This is a genomic window from Streptomyces sp. NPDC020965, assembly GCF_044333555.1.
Taxonomy (GTDB): domain Bacteria; phylum Actinomycetota; class Actinomycetes; order Streptomycetales; family Streptomycetaceae; genus Streptomyces.
Map to the genome: position 1 here is coordinate 547,229 of NZ_JBIRRE010000002.1, position 20,227 is coordinate 567,455.

The window sequence follows — 20,227 nt, forward strand, 5'->3', positions numbered from 1 at the left end:
GACATGGACAACCTCCCGCTCCTGACCGTCGGAGTCACACTGCTCGCCTGTGTGCTCGGCGTCGTCGGTGTGCACGCCTACTCCTCGGGCACGGCACAGCGACAGGCACTGGTCGCCCGCATGTCCCAGGCCGGGCAGCTCACCGCCCTCCCCGGCCGGCGCAGGCGCTTCACCGGCATCGACCGACGGCTGCGCACCACCCGACTCGGCCGGCGCATCGAACGCGAGATCGCCGCCACCGGCCTCGATCTCACCCCCGGCGAATACGTCGTCTACGTGGTCGTCGCCCTGCTCGGGGTGTACCTCACGGTCGGCGCGGTCTTCGCACCGTTCTTCGGCGTGCTCGGCGCCGTCGTCTGCGTCTGGGGCGCCAACGCCTTCCTCAACTGGCAGCGCGCCAAACGCACCGAGGCGTTCATCAACCAGCTCCCCGAGTTCACCCGCGTGCTCGCCAACGCCACCCAGGCGGGCCTGGCGCTGCGCACCGCGCTCGCCATGGCGGCCGAGGAGCTCGACGACCCGGCCGGCCATGAACTGGCCGTCGTCGCCGACCAGCTCGCCGTCGGCCAGACCCTGGACGACGCGCTCGGCGAACTCGCCGACCGGCTGCCGTCCCGCGAACTCATCGTCCTCGTCACCACCCTGATCCTCGCCAACCGGGCGGGCGGCCAGGTCGTCACCTCGCTGCGGAACCTCACCCAGACCCTGGAGGAGCGCAAGGAGACCCGCCGGGAGGTCACCACCATGCTCTCCCAGATCAAGGTCACCGCCCTGGCCGTCCCCCTGCTCGGCCTCGGCTTCCTCCTGATGATCAACACCATGAGCCCCGGCGCGCTGGACAAGATGACCGGCTCGGTGACCGGGCAGTTCGCCACCCTCATCGCCTTCGGGCTCTACGCCCTCGGCGCCTTCCTGATCCGCCGTATGTCCAAGATCCAGGTCTGAGGGAGGGAGACACCATGACCAACACCACCCTGGGGCTGCTGCTCGCCGCGCTCCTCGCGGTCTCCGTCTACGGGATGTTCCACGGCGTCCGGATGTACCGCGCGGACGCCAAACTCCCCGGCGACCTCGTCCTCGCCCTGGAGATCGGCGCCACCCGGACGACCGCCGTCGGCTCCGGAATCGACCGGCTCGGGATGCGGTACGCGCCCGCGGTGCTGCGCGCCATGGGACCCAAGCGGGTCGACGCACTGCGCCGCCGTCTCGACATGGCCGGCAACCCCGGGGGCATCACGGTCGACCGCTACGCCGCCCGCCGCGCCGTCTACGGCTTCCTCGGCCTGCTCGCCGCCTTCTCCATGCTGCTGCGCGGACAGATCGTGATCGCGGTCTTCGCGCTCGTCTTCGGCCTCTGCTGGACCGACGTGATCATCAAGGCGGCGGTCCGTCGGCGCCGCGCCGACATCGAACGCACCCTGCCCGACTTCCTCGACGTCCTCGCCGTCGTCGTCTCCGCGGGCCTCGGCTTCCGACAGGCACTCGAACGCGTCGCCGAGAAGTACCAGGGGCCCTGGGCCGACGAACTCCGCATCACCCTGCGCCAGCTGGACATGGGCGTCAGCCGCCGCGACGCCTTCGACCAACTGCGCCGGCGCAACGACTCCGATCAGGTCTCGATGTTCGTCACCGCCCTCCAGCAGGGCGAGGAACTCGGCGCCCCGATCGTCGACACGCTGATACAGATCGCCACCGACATGCGCCGCACCGACGCCCAGAACGCCCGTCGCGACGCCGCCCGAGCGGTCCCGAAGTCCACCCTCGTCGTCACCCTGATCATGCTCCCGGCGACCATGATCCTGATCGTCATGAGCTTCTACTACGGCTCCGGGGTCGACCTCGGCGACGTGCTGGGCGGGTGACCGGGGGCCATGCCGGTACATACGAACGCGACCCCGGTGGGGAGGTGAACCCCATGGCCGCCGACCGGCGCGGGACCGCCTCCGTCGACGAATCGACCGCACCCCTGCACCCGGGCTCCGCCGCACCCCTGCACCCGGGCTCCGCCGCACCCTCGCCCCCCGACTCCGCCGTACCCCCGCTCCATGACTCGGCCGACCCCTCGCCGGACGATTCCGCCACCCTCGGGCGGCCGTCACTCCCCATCCAGGTCAACGCCCTCCAGGCGCTCTGCCGGCTGGTCTTCGGCTTCCGGCTGGCGATGATCGCGCTGGCCGCGCCCTTCGCCCTCGCCGCCGCCCGCCCCGGACCCGCGAGCTGGCTGGTCGGCTCCGCGGTCCTGATCACCTTCATGACCTCGTACGTCCTGCTCCGCGACTGGGAGCGGTTCGGCCCGGTCCTGCTGCGACACCCCTGGCTGCTCGGCGCCGATATGGCCTTCGGCGCCCTCCTGCTGGTCACCGCATCGCCAGACTCCACCCTCGCGTACGTCACCATCTGCACCCCGCTCCTCGCCGGACTGATCTACGGCTGGCGCGGCGCCGCCGTCTTCGCGGTCCTCCAGTCGCTGATCGTCGCGGGCGCCCATGGGGTCAACGACCAGACCGACGCCCGCTTCACCGCCCTGCTGCTCCCCGGACTCTGCGTCCTCACCGGGGCGATGGGCAGCACCCTGCGCAAGCTGATGCTCGGCTTCGGCGCCGCGAGCCAGGCGCTGACCGAGGCCCGCGCCCGGCTCGCGGTCAGCGGAGCCGTCGAGGAGGAACGGGCCCGACTCGCCCGCGAGATGCACGATTCGGTGGCCAAGACCCTGCACGGACTGGCGCTCGCCGCCGACGGACTCGCCGCGACCGCCGACCGGATGGACCCGAGCAGGGTCAGACACCAGGCCGAGGTGGTGGCACGAGCGGCCCGCAGAGCCGCGGCCGAATCCCGGGAACTCCTCTCCGACCTGCGCCGCGACACCGGACTCGACGGCGACGGCATCGACCTCGCCGTGGAGCTGGGCGCCCGTACGGACGACTTCGCGCTCCGCACCGGCGTACGGGCCGACTTCCGCGCCACCGGCGGCACCCTCACCGTGCCGGCGGCCGTCGCCCGGCAGACGCTGACCATAGCCGCGGAGGCGATGGAGAACGCCCACCGGCACGGCCGCCCCGGCTCGGTACAGGTCTCGGCCGGGGTCATCGGAGACGTCCTCAGGATCAGCGTCTACGACGACGGCGCGGGACTGCCCCCGGGGACCTCGCTCGAAAAACTGCGGCGGGCCGGTCACTTCGGCTTGGTGGGCATGGTGGAACGAGCCGCCGCCATCGGCGCCCGCATCCGGATCGGCCGGGGAGAGGCGTCGAAGGGCACCGAAGTACGCCTGGAACTCCCGCTCGCCGCGCTGCGCCCCGACCCCACCCCGTACGGACGACTGCCCCTGCTCACCTGATCCGACCCCGCCCCGCCCCGACCCCCGTCCACCGCCTTCGGAGAGGAGGCCGCCGCCATGCCGGACGACCTTTCGCACCGTCCGGGACCGAACCGGCTCCATCAGCCGCGTGTCCCACAGCACCCGTCCCAGCCCGGCTCCGACCACGACGCGCACCCCTTACGCTCCCCGTCCCCGTCCGATCCGCTGCGGGTGGTGGTCGCCGACGACAACCCCGTGGTACGGGCCGGTCTGACCGCCCTCCTCCAGGGCCGGGCGGATCTCGACGTCGTCGCGGCGGTCGCCGACGGGCGCGCGGCGTACGAGGCGACCGTGCGCCACCGACCGGACGTCGTCCTCCTCGACGTACGGATGCCCGGCGTCGACGGCATCTCGGCCCTGCCCCATCTGGTCCGGCTGGCACCGGTGCTGATGATGACCTACAGCAGCGAGAGCCGGATCGTGCACGAGGCGCTCCGACTGGGCGCCGGGGGCTATCTGGTGCACGGCGAGTTCACCGCGGACCAACTCCTCACCGCCGTGCGGGACATCCGTGCGGGCCGTGCGGCCTTCTCCCACTCCGCCTCCGGCGCGCTGCTGGCCGGGGTGCGCGGGGATCCCTCGGCGGGCCGGGACGGGGGACCGCTGCCGGAGGGGGTCGGTACGGCGCCCCTCGGGTGGGGGCCGCATTCAGATTCGCAGATGGAATCATCTGTCAGAGGGTATGACGACCTTGGGCAGAGGGGTGTCGGTGCGCCCAAATCCCGCACGATCGTTGCACTGTTGCCCGGTTTGGCGCGACAGAAATCCGCTCGACGGTCTTCGCTTTCGCAAGCGAATATGGGACATTCGATGGTGGGGTCCGAAGTGCTCGAAGGGCCCCGGGCAGTGATCACCGGACTGAGTCAGCGGGAGGTGGAGGTGATGGACCTGATCGCCTCCGGGATGACCAACCAGCAGATCGCCGCCTCCTGCTTCATCAGCCCGAAGACCGTCAAGAACCACATCAACCGCATCTTCGCCAAGCTGAACGCCGGAAGCCGGGGCGAGGCCATCGCCGTCTGGCACGGCCTGGCGCAGAGGGGGACCGGACGATGACCCGCGAAGACGCTTCCCCCTCCGGTCGCCGGCCCTCTTTCGCTGCTTGGGCCCTGAGTTGGGCCCGGAGGCCCATTCCCGGGGGCGGCGAGCCGACGTACATTGCTCACGCTGCCATTCGTACCGGTCGGATCGTGTCCGGTACGGCGGGCGGCGTCATCGACTCGTACGAGCCGGCCGGTGATCGGGCCGTCGGCGCCGGAGGGGAAGACCATGTCGAACGTGACGCTGAAGGCCGTGGCCAGTGCTCGGGCGCATCTCATGACCCGTCTGGCGGCGACCGCGCGAACCATGCGGGACCGCCGCGACGAGGGCCAGGGCGCGGTCGAGTACGTGGGCGTGATCGTGCTGGTGGCGCTGATCATCGCGGCCCTGGTGGGTTCCGGAGTGGCCGACGATATCGCCAACGGTCTACGGGACCAGGTGAGCGCGATTCTGGGTGGTGGCGGCGAGTAATCCGTCCGGCCGTCCGCGATAGGCGCGAATCAGGGCAGGCAGCCCCCCTCTATGTGGCGATGGTGGCGAGCCTGCTCTTTCTCGCGCTCGCGTTCTTCGCGGTCGGCCAGGCCGGTGCCACCCGGAACGGCACGCAGTCAGGCGCGGACGCGGCGGCGCTCGCCGCGGCCCAGGAGTCCCGCGATGGATTCCGGGACATCTTCCTGGACCGTCTCCGTGACCCCGACTTCCTCCGTGATCTCTTCGACGGCGATCTGTCCGGTCTCGCCGGCGACGGCTGTGCGGCGGCGGCCGACTTCGCCCAGGAGAACGGCACGAACACTCAGGATTGTCTTCCGCTGACCGATGGCCGCTGGGGATTCCAAGTCACCGTGAAATCGCAGGATCCGGTCGGCGACACCGTTCTACCCGGTACCGAGAACGAGTACGCGGAGTCGACGGCGACGGCCATCGTGGAGTCCCTCTGCTCCTTCGAGCCCGCCGATGACTCCCCGCCGCCGGAGGAGGGCGAGGGTCAGGAGGAGGGCGAGGAGGGTGAGCCGGGCGAGGAGGCGTCACCTCCACCGGAGGAGCCGATCTCCTCGGGCACCCTCCGCTGCGACGGTGACGACGTCGACGAAATCGAGATCGACCCGCAGTATCCGGACCGGCTTCCGGACATGTCCGACCTCTTCACCGTCCGGTTGGACGTGGACTGACCGCGACCGAACGCAAAGGAACAGCACTGATGAGAATTGGGCACGGAGCGAAGACCCGCGGGACAGTGACGGCCGTCCTTGTGGCGGCTGCGCTGTCGCTCACCCTGACGGCGTGCGGTGACGGCGGTGGTGGCGACGGGGACAAGAAGAACGCCGACACGGCTTCGACGTCCACCGGTTCGCCGGAACAGCCGGCGCAGCCGAAGGACGGGGAGTCCACGCCGGCCTCCGGTGAGCCGCTTGCCACCATCGAGGGCAGCAACGGATTCCAGATCACCATCTCCGGTGCCACCCGTGACAGTGGGGGATTCCTGACCGTCTCCGGCGTCCTCAAGAACACCACCGGCAAACGTCTGCTCCCCCCGATCCAGTGGAACGGGCAGGAGACCCAGGTCAAGCGCACCGGTCCGTCACTCGGCGGGATGACGCTCGTGGACAAGGCGGGCAAGAAGCGCTACTACGTGCTCCGGGACACCGATGGATTTCCGTTGACCACCACCGGCCTCAGTGCCTTCGATTCCGGTGAGAGCGTCGACTTCTTCGCGCAGTTCCCCGCGCCGCCCGAAGGGACGTCCTCGGTCGAGCTGCAGATCCCGCTGATGCCCACCACCGCGATCGAGATCTCCTGATGGGGGAGGAGAAGGCGGTTCCGCGCCTGTCACCCCGTCGCCCCGCGGCGGTCTCCGTCGCCGTCCTGCTGCTGCTCACCGGTATCCCCCTCACCGCGGCCACGGCCGCGGCGGACACCGGGAGGGCGGCCGCCGCCACCGGCACGGTCACCGTGTCCGGTTCCCTCGTGACCGCCGCCGATGACGATCCGAGCGTGCCCCCGGGCAGTCAGCAGGAGTACACACCGCAGACGATCGACGCCACCAATCCGGGTCTGAAGATGCGGGACGGCGCCACCCTCGCCTCGGCGCGCGTGCTGGACATCGTCTCCATCGTGGAGACCGAGGGCGGCGAGGAGCGCCGCGAGGAGACGCCGACCTCACTGAAGTTCGCGCTCCAGGCCGAGGTGCTGTTCGGTAAGGACAGTGCCCAGCTCACGCCCCAGGCGAACGGCCGGATCGCGGCGATCGTCGCGGAGATCAAGAAGAACAGCGCCCAGAAGATCCGGGTCTTCGGCTTCACCGACAACCTCGGTACGTATCAGCACGGCCGGGTGCTCTCGAAGAAGCGCGCCGATGCCGTCCACGGCGTGCTCAGCGGGCAGTTGAACGATGCGGGGGTCAGTTACGAGGTCCGGGGCTACAGCGAGGACTACCCGATCGCCGACAATTCCACCGAGGAGGGCCGCAGGAAGAACCGTCGGGTCGAGGTCTCCTTCCCGACGGGTGGCGGCGGCTGACCACCCACCGGCGCCCGAGCCCCACCACCCACCGGGCCACCATCCACCGGCCCATCACCCACCGCCCCACCACCCACCGGCCCCGCCTCCCCAGCTCCTGAGGCTCGTACCGGCTCCCGCTCCCTACCGCGCACCTCCCGCCCTCCCGACCGACCGGATACCGCATTTCCGTTCCCCCAGCGGTACATGACACGCCCGGCCCCGCAGTACGCTGCGGGCCGACTGTCGACCGAGTGGGCTGAGGAGCGCGGCGGATGAGGCGGGGCAGGGCGACGGCGGTGGTGGGGCGGCCGGTGGCCGGGGCGCCGCGGGTGCAGGTGCCGGTGGCGCGGTGGGCGGCGGTCGCCGGGCTGGCCGTCGCCCTCGCCGTCGGTCAGTTGTCCGGACCACCGGGGGCGGCGGCCGCCCCGAGCTGGGACGACAGCGTCTATGAGACGGCCCCGGACGCGCGGCCGGTCCAGGGTGCCGCTGGCGGCACCGGCGGCCCCCGGCTGACTCCGGGGACGTACACCGACACCATTTCCACGGGCCGGCGAAAGTCCTATCTGGTCGCCCTCGACGATTCCTCCAACGCCTACGTCTCCGCCGTGCTCGCCCCGCCGCCCGGCAGCGCGGTCGGCTCCGGGGACGGGATCCGGGTGACCCTGGAATCGCCCGACGGCGCCCGGTGCAGCGTCAGCAACGACATCACCTTCGGCAGCACCACGGGCGGCCCCGTCGCCGACTACTCGACCCGGCGCATCGGTGCGGGGCGGGAGTGCCAGCGCGCGGGGGACTACCTCTACACCGTCGAATGGATCGGCTCCTCCTCCGGTGGCCCGGATGCCCGGAGCTGGCCGGTGGAGCTGAGGTACATGGCCGAACCCGGGCTGCGGGACGGGGCCACCGCGCCCGCCCCGCCGTCCGCGTGGCCGTCGCACGCGGCGGAACACGTGACGGGTCCGGCGCGGCCCGTCGGCGGTGGCACGGGGTTCAATGACGCGCCGGCGGTCGGGCACGGGGCGTGGCGGGACGAGCTGGATCCGGGGGAGACCCGCTTCTACAAGGTGCCGCTGGAGTGGGGGCAGCAGCTCTTCCTCGACGCGGAGTTCGCGGCCCGTGCCGACGGCCGCCCGTCGGCCAAGGTCGCCGGCGCGCGGTCGCTGGTCAGCGACGGACTACGGCTCTCCGTTTTCAACACCGCCCGCGGCTTCGCCGAGAGCGCCGAGTCCGCGTACACGGGCGGGCCCGCGACGGTGTCGGTGGGCACCGCGCCCGCCGCCTTCGCCAACCGCACGTCGAGCCAGGACGGTACGAGCGCGATGCGCTTCTCCGGCTGGTACTACGTCCGGGTCTCGCTGGACCGGCGGATCGGGCGCGCCCTGCCGATGACGCTGCGGGTGGACATCGAGGGGCAGCGTCAGTCGGGGCCGGAGTACGACGGTGACCCGGTCGCGGCGGGCTTCGGGGTCACCGACGAGGGGCGGGCCGCCGCGGCGGACGGCCGGGTCACCGATGACGGAGGCAACGGCGAACGGGACCTGGCGCTGACGGTCGTCGGCTTCTCGGGGATCGGTCTGGGGACGGTGCTGCTCCTCGGCCTGCTGGTCTGGACGGTGCTGGGCCGTCGGAGGCAGGGGCGGCACGCCTCCGCGCCGACGCCCTGGGAGCCGCGCGCGCACTGATCCGCCGATGGGTCCCCCCCGGCCGGGAGCCGCGCACCCTGCATCACCGTCCGTCAGTCCGTCGGCTCGATAGTCAGCCGCACCCCCGGCCGTACGCCCCACTCCGCCATCGCCCCGCCCGCCGACTCCAGTACATGGCGGGCCCGCAGTCGGGGCCGGCCGAGCCGCCCCGGTTTGAGCGTATGGACGTCCAGAACGCGCAACGCGCGGTCCAGATAGGCCACATCGATGGTGAACCGCATCCGGAAGCTGTGCACGCTGTTGCAGGGCGTCAGCAGCATCGCCCCCGCGACCCCGTCCCGGCCCAGCAGCCCGCGCCGCCGGGTCCCGTACCCCGCCGCGATCTCGACGGGCACCGGCGCGTCCCGGCCCGGAACCCACAACTCACCGCTGCCGTCCCGCCATCGCCGTCCTCGTCCCATGGCCGTAGACCGTAACGCCTGGGCGCCGTCGGCGGGGTGGCGCGGTGGGCCCCCGGGCCCATGACCGCACGGAGGGCGCCGCCTAATCTCTCTGCCGTGTACGTCACGCTGATCGCCGCCGCCGCCCTCTGGGGCACCGCCATGGGGCTGCTCGTCCCCCGGGCCGGGTACCGGCTCTCCGTCGGGACGGACGAGCCCTGGCGCGGCACCTGCTCCGCCGGACACCCCTTCACGGGTCCCGCACGCGGCTGGCTCGGCGGCCCGCGCTGCCCCTCCTGCGCGGCCACACCCCCGGCCGGTACGGCAGAAACACCGCCCCCTACGGACGCCGCGCCCCCCGCCCGTACCGAGGAAGCGCCATCTCCCGCCCGTACGGAGGAACCACCCCGGCCCGCCCCCGCCCCGGTGACGGCCCCGGTCACCGTCGGCATCACCGGACTGGCCTGTGCCGTGCTCGCCGCCGCCACCGGGCCGCGTCCCGAACTGGCCGTCTGGCTGATACTCGCGCCGTTCGCCGTCCTGCTCGCGCTCGTCGACCGCACCGTGCACCGGCTGCCGGACCGGCTCACCCTGCCGCTCGCCGCCGCCGCGGCCGTGCTGCTCGGTGCCGTGGCCCCGCTGCCCGACGCCGCGGGCTCCTGGCCCACCGCACTCCTCGGCGGTCTCGCCCTCGGCGCCGGCTACTTCGTCCTCTTCCTGATCCATCCGAACGGCCTCGGCTTCGGCGACGTCAAACTCGCGCTCTCCCTCGGTGTGGTCCTCGGCTGGTACGGGTGGGGGGTGCTGCTGGTCGGCGCCTTCGCCGGGTTCCTGTTCGGTTCGGTGTACGGGGTGGGGCTGATGCTCCTCGGCAGGGCGGACCGGAAGACCGCGATCCCGTTCGGCCCGTTCATGATCGGCGGCGCGCTGGCCGGACTACTGCTCGGCGCGCTCGCGGCCGGCGCCTGAACGGTGGGACCGTCTTCGCCGCGGAGAGTGGCACCGGGCGCGCCGAGCGCCGCCACGGGACACGCCCCCGCCTGAGGTATTGACCCGACCACCCCCGTCTAGCATCCGGATGTATGCGGACATTTTCAGGCAATTCGCTGGCGCGGAGTGGTGAGCCGGGCACCATCGACCCCGCGCCCGCGCCCGCACCGGAAGCCGGTTCACGCCCCGCCCGGCGCCTCCCCGCCGCCCTGCTCCCCTGGAGCTGGGCGGCGCTCCTGTTCGCGCTCTACACCACCGTCGCCGTACGCCGCCACAGCCTGCTCCGTACGACGGGTTACGACCTCGGCATCTTCGAACAGGCCGTACGGGCCTACGCCGAACTCCGCGCCCCCGTCGTCCCCTTGCGCGGTGAGGACTTCAACCTCCTGGGCGACCACTTCCACCCCGCGCTCGCCGTCCTCGCCCCCCTCTACCGCCTCTGGCCCTCACCGCTCTGCCTGCTCACCGCCCAGTCCGCGCTGCTCGCCCTCGCGGTCGTCCCCCTCGCCGGCTGGGCCCGCACGGCCCTCGGCCGCCGGGCCGCCCACGCCGTCGCCGCCGGCTACGGACTGAGCTGGGGCATCGCATCGGCCGCCGCCTTCGACTTCCACGAGGTCGCCCTCGCCGTACCACTGCTCTCCTGCGCGGCGGTGGCCCTCGGACGGCGGCGTCGGGGGGCGGCGGTCGCCTGGGCCGCGCCGCTCGTGCTGATCAAGGAGGATCTCGGCCTCACACTGGCCGTCGTCGGCTGTCTCGTCGCCTGGCAGGGCGGGCGCCGGCTCGGCCCGATCACCGCGGCGGCCGGACTGCTCGCGTCGGCGATCGAGATCAAGCTGCTGCTCCCCGCGTTCAACCCGGCCGGAGGGTACGCGCACGGCGGCAACCTGGCCGAGGACGCCCACACCTCCCTCCTCACCACCATCGCCTTCGCCCCCCTCGACGCGCTGCGGCCGGACATCAAGGCCATGACCCTGATCCTGGTCTTCGCCCCCTCTGCGCTGCTCGCCCTGCGCTCACCGCTGGCGCTGCTCGTGGTGCCCACCCTCGTCTGGCGGATGCTCTCGCAGAACGCCTTCCACTGGGGCACGTCCTTCCACTACAGCGCCGTCCTGATGCCCGTCGTGTTCGCCGGGCTGATCGACTCGATCCGGCGGTGGCGGGCCGACGACCATCCCCTCGGCGCGCGCCAGGTCCGTGCCTCGCTCTCCACCGTGCTGGCGGTCACCGCCGTCCTCCTGCCGTCGTTCCCGCTCGCCCAACTGGCCCAGCGGGCCACCTGGCGGTCCACCCCCCACGCCGAGGCGGCCCGCGCGCTGCTGGCGAGGATCCCCGACGGCGCGAGCGTCGCCGCGTCCAACCGGCTCGTGCCCCAGCTCACTTCCCGCTGTGAGGTCGTCCTCTTCCCGACCTTCCCGGTCGACTCCCGGCTCTACGACTACGACCGCAAGCAGTTGCCCCGCCCCACCGCCGACTGGATCGTCCATGACGGGCGGGCGCCCGAGGCGTGGCCGTACCGCACGGGGCACTGGCCCTATCCACCGGAGCGGCAGGCCGCCGAACTCGACGCCGCGCGCCGGTCCTACGGCTACCGGCTGGTCGCCGCCCGCGACGGCATCACCCTGCTCCGCCGCATCCGCTGAGCGGCCCTCCCGAGTCCGCGCCGGGGGAGCCGTGGGCGGCTGCGCACCCCGCGACGGCGGGGCGTTGGACTCGGTCCGTGCCACCTGGCGCGTCGTCATGAGATCGACTCCAGCAATCAATGCGGACAGTTTCTGTCCTCTTCGGCCGACCGGCTCCGGGCCAAATGGTGTACTGGCGAAAAGGCAAGTATGGAGAGACCAGGAGGAGTTGCCGTGCCCAAGGCCAAGCCGACCTACCACTGCGGACTCGACGCGGCGGTCGACGTCGTCGGCGGAAAATGGAAGCCGCTCATCCTGTGGGCACTGCACGACGCGGGGACCCTGCGGTTCGGGCAGCTTCGACGGGAGGTCATCGGCGTCAGCGAGAAGATGCTGATCCAGCAACTGCGGGAGCTGGAGTCGGACGGGATCGTCCACCGCGAGGTGTACCGGGAGGTCCCGCCGCGCGTCGAGTACTCGCTCACGGAGCTGGGCGAGGCGCTCAACACCGCACTGATCCCGCTCGGCCTCTGGGGCGACACCTTCAAGCAGGTGATCATCGCCAACAAGGTGAAAGAGGCGGAGGAGGTGGAGGGGGCGGCCTGAGACCGCACCGGCGCCACGGCGGCGACCGGCTCCGAGCGCGAACCGCACCGGCGCCGCGGCGGCACCCCGGCCCGGCCCCCGGATGCCGCGCCCCCGGCAGACGCTGCCCGCACTGGCTCCGCGCCGTCGCCACGGCACCACGGCGGGTACCGTCGCCCGACCCGCTCCGACCCGACCCGCTCCGACCCGCTCCGACCCGACCCGACCCGACCTGACCCGCTCCGTCCCGCTCCGACCCGCTCCGGCTCCGGCTCCGAGGTGCCCGTATGATCCGCACCGCCGCCGACTGCGGCGCCGGGTGCGCGCGCCGGTAACGCCGGACCCGACTCGACCCGACCCGCGTCGTCAGCGTCAATCCCACGCCTTTTCCCGGGGTCCCCCGTCAGGGGTCCGGACCCGCGACACGCCCGGGTCCGGACCCGCTATCGGGTATCCGCCCCGGGTCGGCCCGGGGCCCCGCCCCTCGCGACACGCCCGGCCCGACACCCGCCGCCCCGGGGCGCCGGCGCGGTGCCCGCCCCGCCGCCGAGGGGGCGCCGGGGCGGGACTCGGCCATTCACCGAGGTCGCCGGGGAGAACCCGCCGTCGCGTGGCGCACACCATCAGCCATGAAGCGTTATGGTGGAAGCCCCCCCTCGGGCCGGTCCGTATCCCCCCCCACGGACCGGCCCGGTTTTCTTTTCCGCCCCGTACCCCGGCCGCCGCCCGGCCCCGGGCCGCGCCGCACCCGAGTGGCCGCGCCCCCGTTCCCGGCGCCCCCGTCCCGGCGCCCGCGAACCGCAGCCGGCGAGCCCGCCCCGGACCCGTACGCGCTCAGGCCCCGTACCGGCAGTCCCTCCAGCGTCGGCGGGAAACCCCCCTCGCCGGGCCGCGGCTCAGCCGCGTCCCGCCCAGATGTTCGTGCCCTCCGTGTCCACGGCGAAGGTGTCGATCTCCACCAGCTCATCGGCGGTCAGCGCGGGACCGGCCAGCGCTGCGACGTTCTCCTCCAACTGCTTCACGCTCGACGCCCCGATCAGCGCCGACGTCATCCGCGGATCCCGCAGCACCCAGGCGATGGCCAACTGAGCCAGGGACTGCCCGCGCCGGGCCGCGATGTCGTTGAGACCGTTCAGCCGCCGTACCACCTCGTCCGAGAGCAGATCCGGGTCCAGCGACTTGCCCTGGGTGGCCCGCGAGCCTTCCGGGATGCCCTTGAGGTACTTGCCGGTGAGCAGCCCCTGCGCCAGCGGTACGAAGGAGATGCAGCCCATGCCCGCCGTCTCCAGCGCGTCGAGCAGCCCGTCGTCCTCGGTCCAGCGGTTGATCATCGAGTACGAGGGCTGGTGGATCAGTGCCGGTACCCCCAGCTCCGCCAGCAGCCGCGCCGCCCGCTCGGTCTGCTCGGCGTTGTAGGAGGAGACCCCCACGTACAGCGCCTTGCCCTGCTGCACGGCGGAGGCCAGCGCTCCCATCGTCTCTTCCAGCGGGGTGTGCGGGTCGAAGCGGTGTGAGTAGAAGATGTCGACGTACTCCAGTCCCATCCGCTTCAGAGAGGCGTCGAGGGACGAGAGGAGGTACTTCCGGGACCCCCACTCGCCGTACGGACCCGGGTGCATCAGGTAGCCGGCCTTGGTGGAGATCACCAGCTCGTCCCGGTACGGGGCGAAGTCCTGGGCGAAGAGCTTGCCGAAATTCAGCTCCGCCGAACCGGGCGGCGGGCCGTAGTTGTTTGCCAGATCGAAGTGGGTCACCCCCAGATCGAAGGCGCGGCGCAGGATCGCGCGCTGGTTGTCGAGGGCCCGGTCGTCGCCGAAGTTGTGCCAGAGGCCGAGGGACAGGGCGGGGAGCTTCAGCCCGGAGCGGCCACTGCGTCGGTACTCCATGGACGCGTAACGGTCCGGGGATGCGAGATAAGAGGAGGAATCAGTCACATATCTCTCCCTATCACGGACTTGTGGCGGACCGGGTTGGGCCGGTGCCCGCCGTGCGCAGTAATGTGGCGACTTCAGGGGATGCCGCACGGCATGGGGGTTTGCCGCACGGCGCGGGCCGTCGAAGGCGCCGCGCCGCCCGGAAGCGGAACCCCGGCACATAGATCCCCCGGGCTCCCGCAGCGGCCCCCAGCCGGCATTCCCAATGCGCAGGGGCGGGCGAGCCCGGCAGAACCGAGAGGTGGACTCCGTGAACCTGCGTGACCTGGTGTACAGGCTCTACGCACGCCGGGTGGAAGGCCGACTGGACCACACCCAGGTGCCCAAGCACATCGGAGTCATCCTCGACGGCAACCGTCGCTGGGCCAAGGCGTCCGGCAGCTCCCCCGAGGCGGGGCACAAGGCGGGCGCGAGCAAGATCCAGGAGATGCTCGGCTGGTGCGCCGAGACCGATGTCGAGGTCGTCACGCTCTGGATGCTCTCCACCGACAATCTGGACCGCCCCGACGAGGAGCTGGTCCCCCTCCTCGGCATCATTGAGGACGCGGTCCGCGCGCTCGCCGCCGACGGCCGCTACCAGGTGCACCACGTCGGCACGCTCGATCTGCTGCCCTCCCGTACCCAGTCCGTACTGAAGGAGGCCGAACAGGCCACCCTCGATCGTGACGGGATACTCGTCAACGTGGCGGTCGGCTACGGCGGTCGCCAGGAGATCGCGGACGCGGTCCGCTCCCTCCTGCTGGAACACGCGGCCAGAGGCACCAGCTTCGAGGAGCTGGCCGAAATCGTCGATGTCGAGCACATCTCCGAACACCTCTACACCCGGGGGCAGCCCGACCCCGATCTGGTCATCCGCACCAGCGGCGAACAGCGGCTGTCCGGGTTCATGCTCTGGCAGAGTGCCCACTCCGAGTACTACTTCTGCGAGGTCTTCTGGCCCGCGTTCCGCAAGGTCGACTTCCTGCGCGCCCTGCGTGACTACGCCGCCCGCCACCGCCGTTACGGCAGCTAGACCCCGCCTGCCCCGACCCCCGACACCCCCATCACCACCACCGAACATCCGCTGTTCATCCACGTGTCGTCGTCCGTCCTGGCATGGCAGCGCGTGTTCGAGGGAATATCCCTTCCAGGTCGACGTCCGATCCACGAACGTCGGATCTCAGTGGGTGGCCCCAGGTCACTCACCCGGGAGGCCCTTTGCACACGAAGGAACGCACCCCCTGTGCGGACCACGCGGAGGGCCGGTGCTCGGCCCGCGCATCGTGGCCTGAAGCCCGGCTCTTCCCCCCGCCCCACGGCGGGGGAGGTCCCCTGCCGTCTCCGGCAGCCGGACCCTGGCCCGCGACGGCGTCGCACCGCCGACCTCATCCGAGGGGGTACGTCCTTCCGTGGTGAACAGCACCAAGCGCCGGATGCCCGACAGGCGCACTTATGTTCTCGACACCAGCGTCCTGCTGGCCGATCCGAACGCCCTGACCCGTTTCGAGGAGCACGAAGTGGTGCTCCCGATCGTGGTCATCACGGAGCTGGAGGCCAAGAGGCACCATCCGGAACTGGGTTACTTCGCCCGGCAGGCGCTACGCCTGCTGGACGACTTCCGCATCCGGTACGGACGACTCGACGCCCCCATCCCTCTGGGCGATCTCGGCGGCACCCTCCGCGTCGAGCTCAACCACTCGGACCCGGGCGTACTGCCGGCCGGTTTCCGGCTGGGTGACAACGACTCACGGATCCTGGCGGTGGCGAGGAACCTCCAGGCCGAGGGGTATGACGTCACGGTCGTCTCCAAGGACCTGCCGCTGCGCATCAAGGCGTCGTCGGTCGGACTGCTCGCCGAGGAGTACCGGGCGGAGTTGGCCATCACCGACTCCGGCTGGACCGGGATGTCGGAGTTGTCCCTCTCGGGCGAACAGGTCGATCTGCTCTACACCGAGGAGACGCTGTACGTCCCCGAGGCGGCGGAGCTCCCCGTCCACACCGGGCTCGTCCTCCAGTCGGAGCGTGGCAAGGCGCTGGGCCGGGTCACCGCCGAGGGCAGCGTCCGGCTGGTGCGCGGCGACCGGGAGGCATTCGGCATCCACGGCCGCAGCGCCGAACAGCGCATCGGACTGGATCTGCTGCTCGACCACGAGATCGGCATCGTCTCGCTCGGCGGCCGGGCCGGCACCGGGAAGTCGGCGCTCGCGCTCTGCGCGGGCCTGGAGGCGGTGCTGGAGCGGAGGCAGCACCAGAAGGTGATGGTCTTCCGTCCGCTCTATGCGGTGGGCGGGCAAGAGCTGGGCTATCTGCCGGGCACCGAGGCCGAGAAGATGAGCCCCTGGGCGCAGGCCGTCTTCGACACGCTGTCGGCGGTCGCCGGCCGGGAGGTCATCGAGGAGGTGTTGGGGCGCGGAATGCTGGAAGTCCTTCCGCTCACCCATATCCGCGGCCGTTCGCTGCACGACGCCTTCGTCATCGTCGACGAGGCCCAGTCACTGGAACGGAACGTCCTGCTGACGGTGTTGTCCCGGATCGGGGCCAATTCCCGCGTCGTCCTCACCCATGACGTGGCACAGCGGGACAATCTCCGGGTGGGGCGCTATGACGGTGTCGTTGCCGTGGTCGAGAAGTTGAAGGGCCATCCGCTCTTCGCGCATGTCACGCTCACCCGCTCCGAGCGTTCCCAGATCGCCGCGCTGGTGACCGAAATGCTGGAGGACGGTCAGATCTAGGAGATTTGTTAGCTGTTGGCGCCGCCCTGGAGAAGCGCATGAGCGTAGCGGGGCGGCGCCGCGCTGTGTGGCCGAATGACGAAAAGACCTGGCGTGAACGCGGTGTGAGCTTTCACACTCAGTGAAGAATTGCCTTGCGGTGGCCCGGTCCGGCAAAGTCTTGCTTCCGTCAGGCCCCGCACACGACACTTCAGCACCATCCGTGGTGCGCTGCGCTCCATACAACTCAAGAACCGCCGTCGTGTGCCGCCCGAAAGCCGTATCGGCCACTTCCGTACGGGAGTTGACCACGGGCCAGCGTCTTCTGTGACCCACATGCAGTGGAGGCCAGTGCCAGGGGCGCGATTCATCCGCGGGGTCACCTGCGCGGGCGATGCTGGAAGGAAACCGTGTGAGCCGGATCTCGGTCCGGGGATTCGCCGTGGCATCCGCCACCGCGGTCACCACCGTCGGAGCCGTCGTCGGCGTCGCCTCGGGCGACCCCCAGTCCTCAAGCGAGAACCTGGAGACGACCGCCTCCGGAGCCACCCTCCTCGCTGACATACCCATGGGCCAGCAGGCCCAGATCCAGGTTTCGTCACTGACGGAACAGGCCGACGCGCAGGCTGCCGCCGCCGACGCGACGGCCAAGAAGGCCGCGGAGGAATCCGCCCGTCTCCAGGCCGCGAAGACCGCGCAGGAGAAGAAGGACGCCGCCGACGCGAAGGCCAAGTCGGAGCGCGAGGCCAAGGAGAAGGCCGAGAAGGAGAAGAAGGAGCAGGAGAAGGAGCGCGCCAGCCGCGACTCCGCCCGCGACGCTTCGAGCTTCTCCGTCCAGGGTTCCTACAGCGTCGCCGAGGTCAAGGCCATGGCCCGGCAGATGATCCCGGGCGACCAGTTCCAGTGCTTCAGCAACATCGTGCAGCGCGAGTCCACCTGGAACTACAAGGCGACGAACCCGTCGTCCGGCGCGTACGGCCTGGTCCAGGCGTGGCCCGCGACCAAGATGAGCGACGCGGGCGCCGACTGGCGGACCAACCCGGCGACCCAGATCAAATGGGGCCTGAACTACATGAACGAGCGCTACGACAGCCCCTGTGGCGCATGGGAGTTCTGGAAGGCCAACCGCTGGTACTAGCAGCTACCGGCAGGCCACCGCTCAACTTCCCGGAGCCCCTCCCCGTCCTTACGGGGAGGGGCTCCGGTGCGTGTACCGTCGGCGGTTCCGGGGGCTCCCGGAGAGGGATTCATGGGGGAAGCAGAGTCATGTCACGAGTGCCAGGGTGGCTCGCCGGGCTGGGCGCCGGGGTCACACGGATGTCGAAGGGCTTCGGCGAGCGCCGTGAGCGGGACGACCCGTACGACGACGACCCGTACGGCGACGACATCCGGCGGAAGTCCGACGGAAAGACGCGCGACGCCGCCGCGGGGACCGGCGCCGAGGGCGCGGCGGTGACGCCGGGACCGCCCGAGAGCGTCCCGCCGCCGCCCGCGTACGCCCCCGCGGTCCAGCCCCGCCCCGACCCGGTGGCCGCGATCCCCTGGGGGATCCGGGTCGCCGCCGAGGCGGGCTGGCGGCTGCTGGTCCTGGCGGGCACGCTCTGGGTGCTGATGCGGATCATCAGCGCCGTCCAACTGGTGGTGCTCGCCTTCGTCGCCGCGCTGCTGATCACCGCACTGCTCCATCCGACCGTGTCCCGGCTGCGCCGGCTCGGCCTGCCGCGCGGACTCGCGACGGCGGTCACGGCCATCGCGGGGTTCGTCGTCATGGGCCTGGTCGGCTGGTTCGTGGTCTGGCAGGTGATGGATAACCTCGACAATCTCTCCGACCGGGTCAGGGACGGCATCGAGGAGCTGAAGCGCTGGCTGCTGGACAGCCCGTTCCATGTCACCGAGAGCCAGATCAACGACCTCGCCAAGAACCTCAGCGACACCATCGGCACCAACACCGAGGAGATCACCTCGGCCGGGCTGCAGGGTGTGACGGTGATGGTGGAGGTCCTCACCGGTCTGCTGCTGGCGATGTTCTCCACGCTCTTCCTGCTCTACGACGGGAAGCGCATCTGGCAGTGGACGCTGAAGCTGGTCCCGGCGCAGGCCCGGGAGGGCGTCGCCGGAGCGGGCCCGCGCGCCTGGCGCACCCTGACCGCCTATGTGCGGGGCACGGTGCTGGTGGCGCTGATCGATGCGATCTTCATCGGCCTCGGGATCTGGGTCCTCGATGTGCCGATGGCGGTACCGCTCGCCGTCTTCATCTTCCTCTTCGCCTTCATCCCGCTGGTCGGTGCGGTCATGTCGGGCGCGCTGGCGGTGGTCGTCGCCCTCGTCACCCACGGCGTCTTCACGGCGCTGATGGTGCTGATCGTGGTGCTCGCCGTCCAGCAGATCGAGGGCCATGTGCTCCAGCCGTTCATCCTGGGCCGCGCGGTGCGGGTGCACCCCCTGGCCGTCGTGCTGGCGGTCGCGGCCGGTGGGCTGACGGCCGGGATCGGCGGCGCGGTCGTGGCGGTGCCGCTGGTGGCGGTCACGAACACGGTGGTCGGCTATCTCCGCGCGTATGCGAAGGAACAGGCGCTGCGGCAGGTGCCGCCGCAGCGTGAGCCCGCGCCGGCCGCGGAGGCCGCGCCGGCCCCGGCCCCCGCGTCGGCGGAGGAACGGACGTCGGCGGAGGAGCGCGCATGATCTCCGAGCCGGAGTTGGTGGGGAGCGACGATCCGGGGGTCCGTGCGGAGGTCCCGGAGGCCGTCACCGACGACGCGGCGCCGGAACCGCGCGGCGCCCGGCCCTGGCTGTGGGCGGCCGGGGGAGCGGCGGCCGCGTCGGTGGTCTGGGCGGCCGGACTGTATGTCCATGAGGCGTCCGACCCCGATACCGGGGACTACCGGGTCAGCCGCGATCTCTGCCGGGACGCGGAGCTGACGGCGGTGGGCCGGGTGCTGGGCGCCCGACAGACCCCGGATTCGACCTTCCGTGACCACCCCGCCCGGTCCCTGGCGACCTGCTCGCTCGGTTTCGCGAAGGCCGTCGAGGGGGGCGCGGAGCGACCGTCGGGCGTTCTTGTCCGCTACACCCTGCACCGCAAGACCGACCCGGCCCCCGAGTTCGAGGCGAGCGTCGAGACGGAGATGACGATGGGGCTGACGCCGCAGGATTCGCTGGAGCGGGTCGACGGCCTCGGCGAGCGGGCGTACGCGGGCAAGGACGGCCGGGACGAATTCCCGTCACTCCATGTCCTGGACGGTCAGGCGGTGCTCGTGCTGACGCTCTACCCCGGTGTGAGCGGCCCCGAGGGCTCGCAGCGGGCGGTCAGCCTGGCGGGCATCGAACCGCACATGATCAAGGACATGCGACGGCTGATGAGCAAGCTACAGGACTGAGCCGTACGGGAAGTCAGGATCGAGGTGTACGGGAAAGGGGCCCCCGCCGAC

Annotated in this window: 19 protein-coding genes; 17 read left to right on the forward strand and 2 right to left on the reverse strand. The window is 71.4% G+C overall.

Going from position 1 to position 20,227, the window contains the following annotated elements; genetic code table 11:
* Positions 1-3 precede the first annotated feature (3 nt).
* From ACH4S7_RS09365 to ACH4S7_RS09405, 9 genes are all read left to right on the forward strand, one after another.
* Positions 4-945 carry a type II secretion system F family protein gene (locus ACH4S7_RS09365; RefSeq protein WP_398520490.1) on the forward strand — a complete coding sequence of 314 codons (942 nt, stop codon included), beginning with the start codon at positions 4-6 and terminating at the stop codon, positions 943-945.
* Between the two features lie 29 nt (positions 946-974).
* On the forward strand, positions 975-1,862 hold the full coding sequence (locus ACH4S7_RS09370; protein WP_398520724.1) for a DUF5936 domain-containing protein: 888 nt from the start codon (positions 975-977) through the stop codon (positions 1,860-1,862).
* A gap of 53 nt (positions 1,863-1,915) precedes the next feature.
* Positions 1,916-3,337 (forward strand): sensor histidine kinase, encoded by a 1,422-nt coding sequence (locus tag ACH4S7_RS09375; RefSeq protein ID WP_398520491.1) that lies wholly within the window; start codon positions 1,916-1,918, stop codon positions 3,335-3,337.
* Positions 3,338-3,394: 57 nt separating this feature from the next.
* Positions 3,395-4,414 (forward strand): response regulator, encoded by a 1,020-nt coding sequence (locus ACH4S7_RS09380; protein ID WP_398520492.1) that lies wholly within the window; start codon positions 3,395-3,397, stop codon positions 4,412-4,414.
* A gap of 213 nt (positions 4,415-4,627) precedes the next feature.
* Positions 4,628-4,870: a hypothetical protein gene (locus ACH4S7_RS09385; RefSeq protein WP_398520493.1), complete on the forward strand. Its 243-nt coding sequence runs from the start codon at positions 4,628-4,630 to the stop codon at positions 4,868-4,870.
* The gene (locus ACH4S7_RS09390; protein WP_398520725.1) at positions 4,870-5,568 is read left to right on the forward strand and encodes a pilus assembly protein TadG-related protein; all 699 of its coding nucleotides are present in this window, start codon (positions 4,870-4,872) and stop codon (positions 5,566-5,568) included. Before ACH4S7_RS09385 ends, ACH4S7_RS09390 begins: the two co-directional genes overlap by 1 nt.
* 29 nt (positions 5,569-5,597) lie before the next feature.
* Positions 5,598-6,197 (forward strand): hypothetical protein, encoded by a 600-nt coding sequence (locus ACH4S7_RS09395; protein WP_398520494.1) that lies wholly within the window; start codon positions 5,598-5,600, stop codon positions 6,195-6,197.
* A complete protein-coding gene (locus ACH4S7_RS09400) occupies positions 6,197-6,916 on the forward strand; it encodes an OmpA family protein (RefSeq protein WP_398520495.1) in 720 nt (239 codons plus the stop codon). The genes ACH4S7_RS09395 and ACH4S7_RS09400 overlap by 1 nt, the downstream gene beginning before the upstream one ends.
* Before the next feature lie 254 nt (positions 6,917-7,170).
* Positions 7,171-8,580 (forward strand): hypothetical protein, encoded by a 1,410-nt coding sequence (locus ACH4S7_RS09405; RefSeq protein WP_398520496.1) that lies wholly within the window; start codon positions 7,171-7,173, stop codon positions 8,578-8,580.
* A 53-nt stretch (positions 8,581-8,633) separates the two neighbouring features.
* Here ACH4S7_RS09405 and ACH4S7_RS09410 read toward each other — a convergent pair whose 3' ends face one another.
* Complete coding sequence (locus ACH4S7_RS09410) at positions 8,634-9,002, reverse strand: DUF192 domain-containing protein (protein WP_398520497.1); 369 nt, start codon at positions 9,000-9,002, stop codon at positions 8,634-8,636.
* A gap of 60 nt (positions 9,003-9,062) precedes the next feature.
* Between ACH4S7_RS09410 and ACH4S7_RS09415 the strand changes: the two genes are divergently transcribed.
* From ACH4S7_RS09415 to ACH4S7_RS09425, 3 genes are all read left to right on the forward strand, one after another.
* Positions 9,063-9,950 (forward strand): prepilin peptidase, encoded by an 888-nt coding sequence (locus ACH4S7_RS09415; RefSeq protein ID WP_398520498.1) that lies wholly within the window; start codon positions 9,063-9,065, stop codon positions 9,948-9,950.
* 113 nt (positions 9,951-10,063) lie between these two features.
* Positions 10,064-11,611 (forward strand): DUF2079 domain-containing protein, encoded by a 1,548-nt coding sequence (locus ACH4S7_RS09420; protein ID WP_398520499.1) that lies wholly within the window; start codon positions 10,064-10,066, stop codon positions 11,609-11,611.
* 189 nt (positions 11,612-11,800) lie between these two features.
* Entirely contained in the window at positions 11,801-12,196 is a 396-nt protein-coding gene (locus tag ACH4S7_RS09425; RefSeq protein ID WP_398520500.1) for a winged helix-turn-helix transcriptional regulator, read from the forward strand.
* 875 nt (positions 12,197-13,071) lie between these two features.
* Here the strand turns inward: ACH4S7_RS09425 and mgrA are convergent.
* Positions 13,072-14,109, reverse strand: coding sequence for an L-glyceraldehyde 3-phosphate reductase (mgrA, locus tag ACH4S7_RS09430; RefSeq protein ID WP_398520501.1), 1,038 nt, complete (start codon positions 14,107-14,109; stop codon positions 13,072-13,074).
* 250 nt (positions 14,110-14,359) lie between these two features.
* On the opposite strand from mgrA, the gene ACH4S7_RS09435 reads away from it, so the two are divergent.
* The 5 genes from ACH4S7_RS09435 to ACH4S7_RS09455 all read left to right on the forward strand — a co-directional run bounded on the left by ACH4S7_RS09435 (position 14,360) and on the right by ACH4S7_RS09455 (position 20,176).
* Complete coding sequence (locus ACH4S7_RS09435; protein WP_398520502.1) at positions 14,360-15,121, forward strand: isoprenyl transferase; 762 nt, start codon at positions 14,360-14,362, stop codon at positions 15,119-15,121.
* 376 nt (positions 15,122-15,497) lie between these two features.
* On the forward strand, positions 15,498-16,820 hold the full coding sequence (locus ACH4S7_RS09440) for a PhoH family protein (RefSeq protein ID WP_398520503.1): 1,323 nt from the start codon (positions 15,498-15,500) through the stop codon (positions 16,818-16,820).
* A gap of 373 nt (positions 16,821-17,193) precedes the next feature.
* Positions 17,194-17,937 carry a transglycosylase SLT domain-containing protein gene (locus ACH4S7_RS09445; protein ID WP_398520504.1) on the forward strand — a complete coding sequence of 248 codons (744 nt, stop codon included), beginning with the start codon at positions 17,194-17,196 and terminating at the stop codon, positions 17,935-17,937.
* Positions 17,938-18,065: 128 nt separating this feature from the next.
* On the forward strand, positions 18,066-19,481 hold the full coding sequence (locus ACH4S7_RS09450; RefSeq protein ID WP_398520505.1) for an AI-2E family transporter: 1,416 nt from the start codon (positions 18,066-18,068) through the stop codon (positions 19,479-19,481).
* Entirely contained in the window at positions 19,478-20,176 is a 699-nt protein-coding gene (locus tag ACH4S7_RS09455) for a hypothetical protein (protein ID WP_398520506.1), read from the forward strand. The genes ACH4S7_RS09450 and ACH4S7_RS09455 overlap by 4 nt, the downstream gene beginning before the upstream one ends.
* Positions 20,177-20,227: the final 51 nt, after the last annotated feature.

Coding starts and splice junctions, on each gene's coding strand:
- ACH4S7_RS09385 (WP_398520493.1), top strand. CDS start 4,628: ATGTCGAACGTGACGCTGAAGGCCGTGGCCAGTGCTCGGGCGCATCTC.
- ACH4S7_RS09380 (WP_398520492.1), top strand. CDS start 3,395: ATGCCGGACGACCTTTCGCACCGTCCGGGACCGAACCGGCTCCATCAG.
- ACH4S7_RS09450 (WP_398520505.1), top strand. CDS start 18,066: ATGTCACGAGTGCCAGGGTGGCTCGCCGGGCTGGGCGCCGGGGTCACA.
- ACH4S7_RS09415 (WP_398520498.1), top strand. CDS start 9,063: ATGACCGCACGGAGGGCGCCGCCTAATCTCTCTGCCGTGTACGTCACG.
- ACH4S7_RS09445 (WP_398520504.1), top strand. CDS start 17,194: ATGCTGGAAGGAAACCGTGTGAGCCGGATCTCGGTCCGGGGATTCGCC.
- ACH4S7_RS09425 (WP_398520500.1), top strand. CDS start 11,801: ATGGAGAGACCAGGAGGAGTTGCCGTGCCCAAGGCCAAGCCGACCTAC.
- ACH4S7_RS09395 (WP_398520494.1), top strand. CDS start 5,598: ATGAGAATTGGGCACGGAGCGAAGACCCGCGGGACAGTGACGGCCGTC.
- ACH4S7_RS09455 (WP_398520506.1), top strand. CDS start 19,478: ATGATCTCCGAGCCGGAGTTGGTGGGGAGCGACGATCCGGGGGTCCGT.
- ACH4S7_RS09375 (WP_398520491.1), top strand. CDS start 1,916: ATGGCCGCCGACCGGCGCGGGACCGCCTCCGTCGACGAATCGACCGCA.
- ACH4S7_RS09405 (WP_398520496.1), top strand. CDS start 7,171: ATGAGGCGGGGCAGGGCGACGGCGGTGGTGGGGCGGCCGGTGGCCGGG.
- ACH4S7_RS09420 (WP_398520499.1), top strand. CDS start 10,064: ATGCGGACATTTTCAGGCAATTCGCTGGCGCGGAGTGGTGAGCCGGGC.
- ACH4S7_RS09365 (WP_398520490.1), top strand. CDS start 4: ATGGACAACCTCCCGCTCCTGACCGTCGGAGTCACACTGCTCGCCTGT.
- ACH4S7_RS09400 (WP_398520495.1), top strand. CDS start 6,197: ATGGGGGAGGAGAAGGCGGTTCCGCGCCTGTCACCCCGTCGCCCCGCG.
- ACH4S7_RS09410 (WP_398520497.1), bottom strand. CDS start 9,002: ATGGGACGAGGACGGCGATGGCGGGACGGCAGCGGTGAGTTGTGGGTT.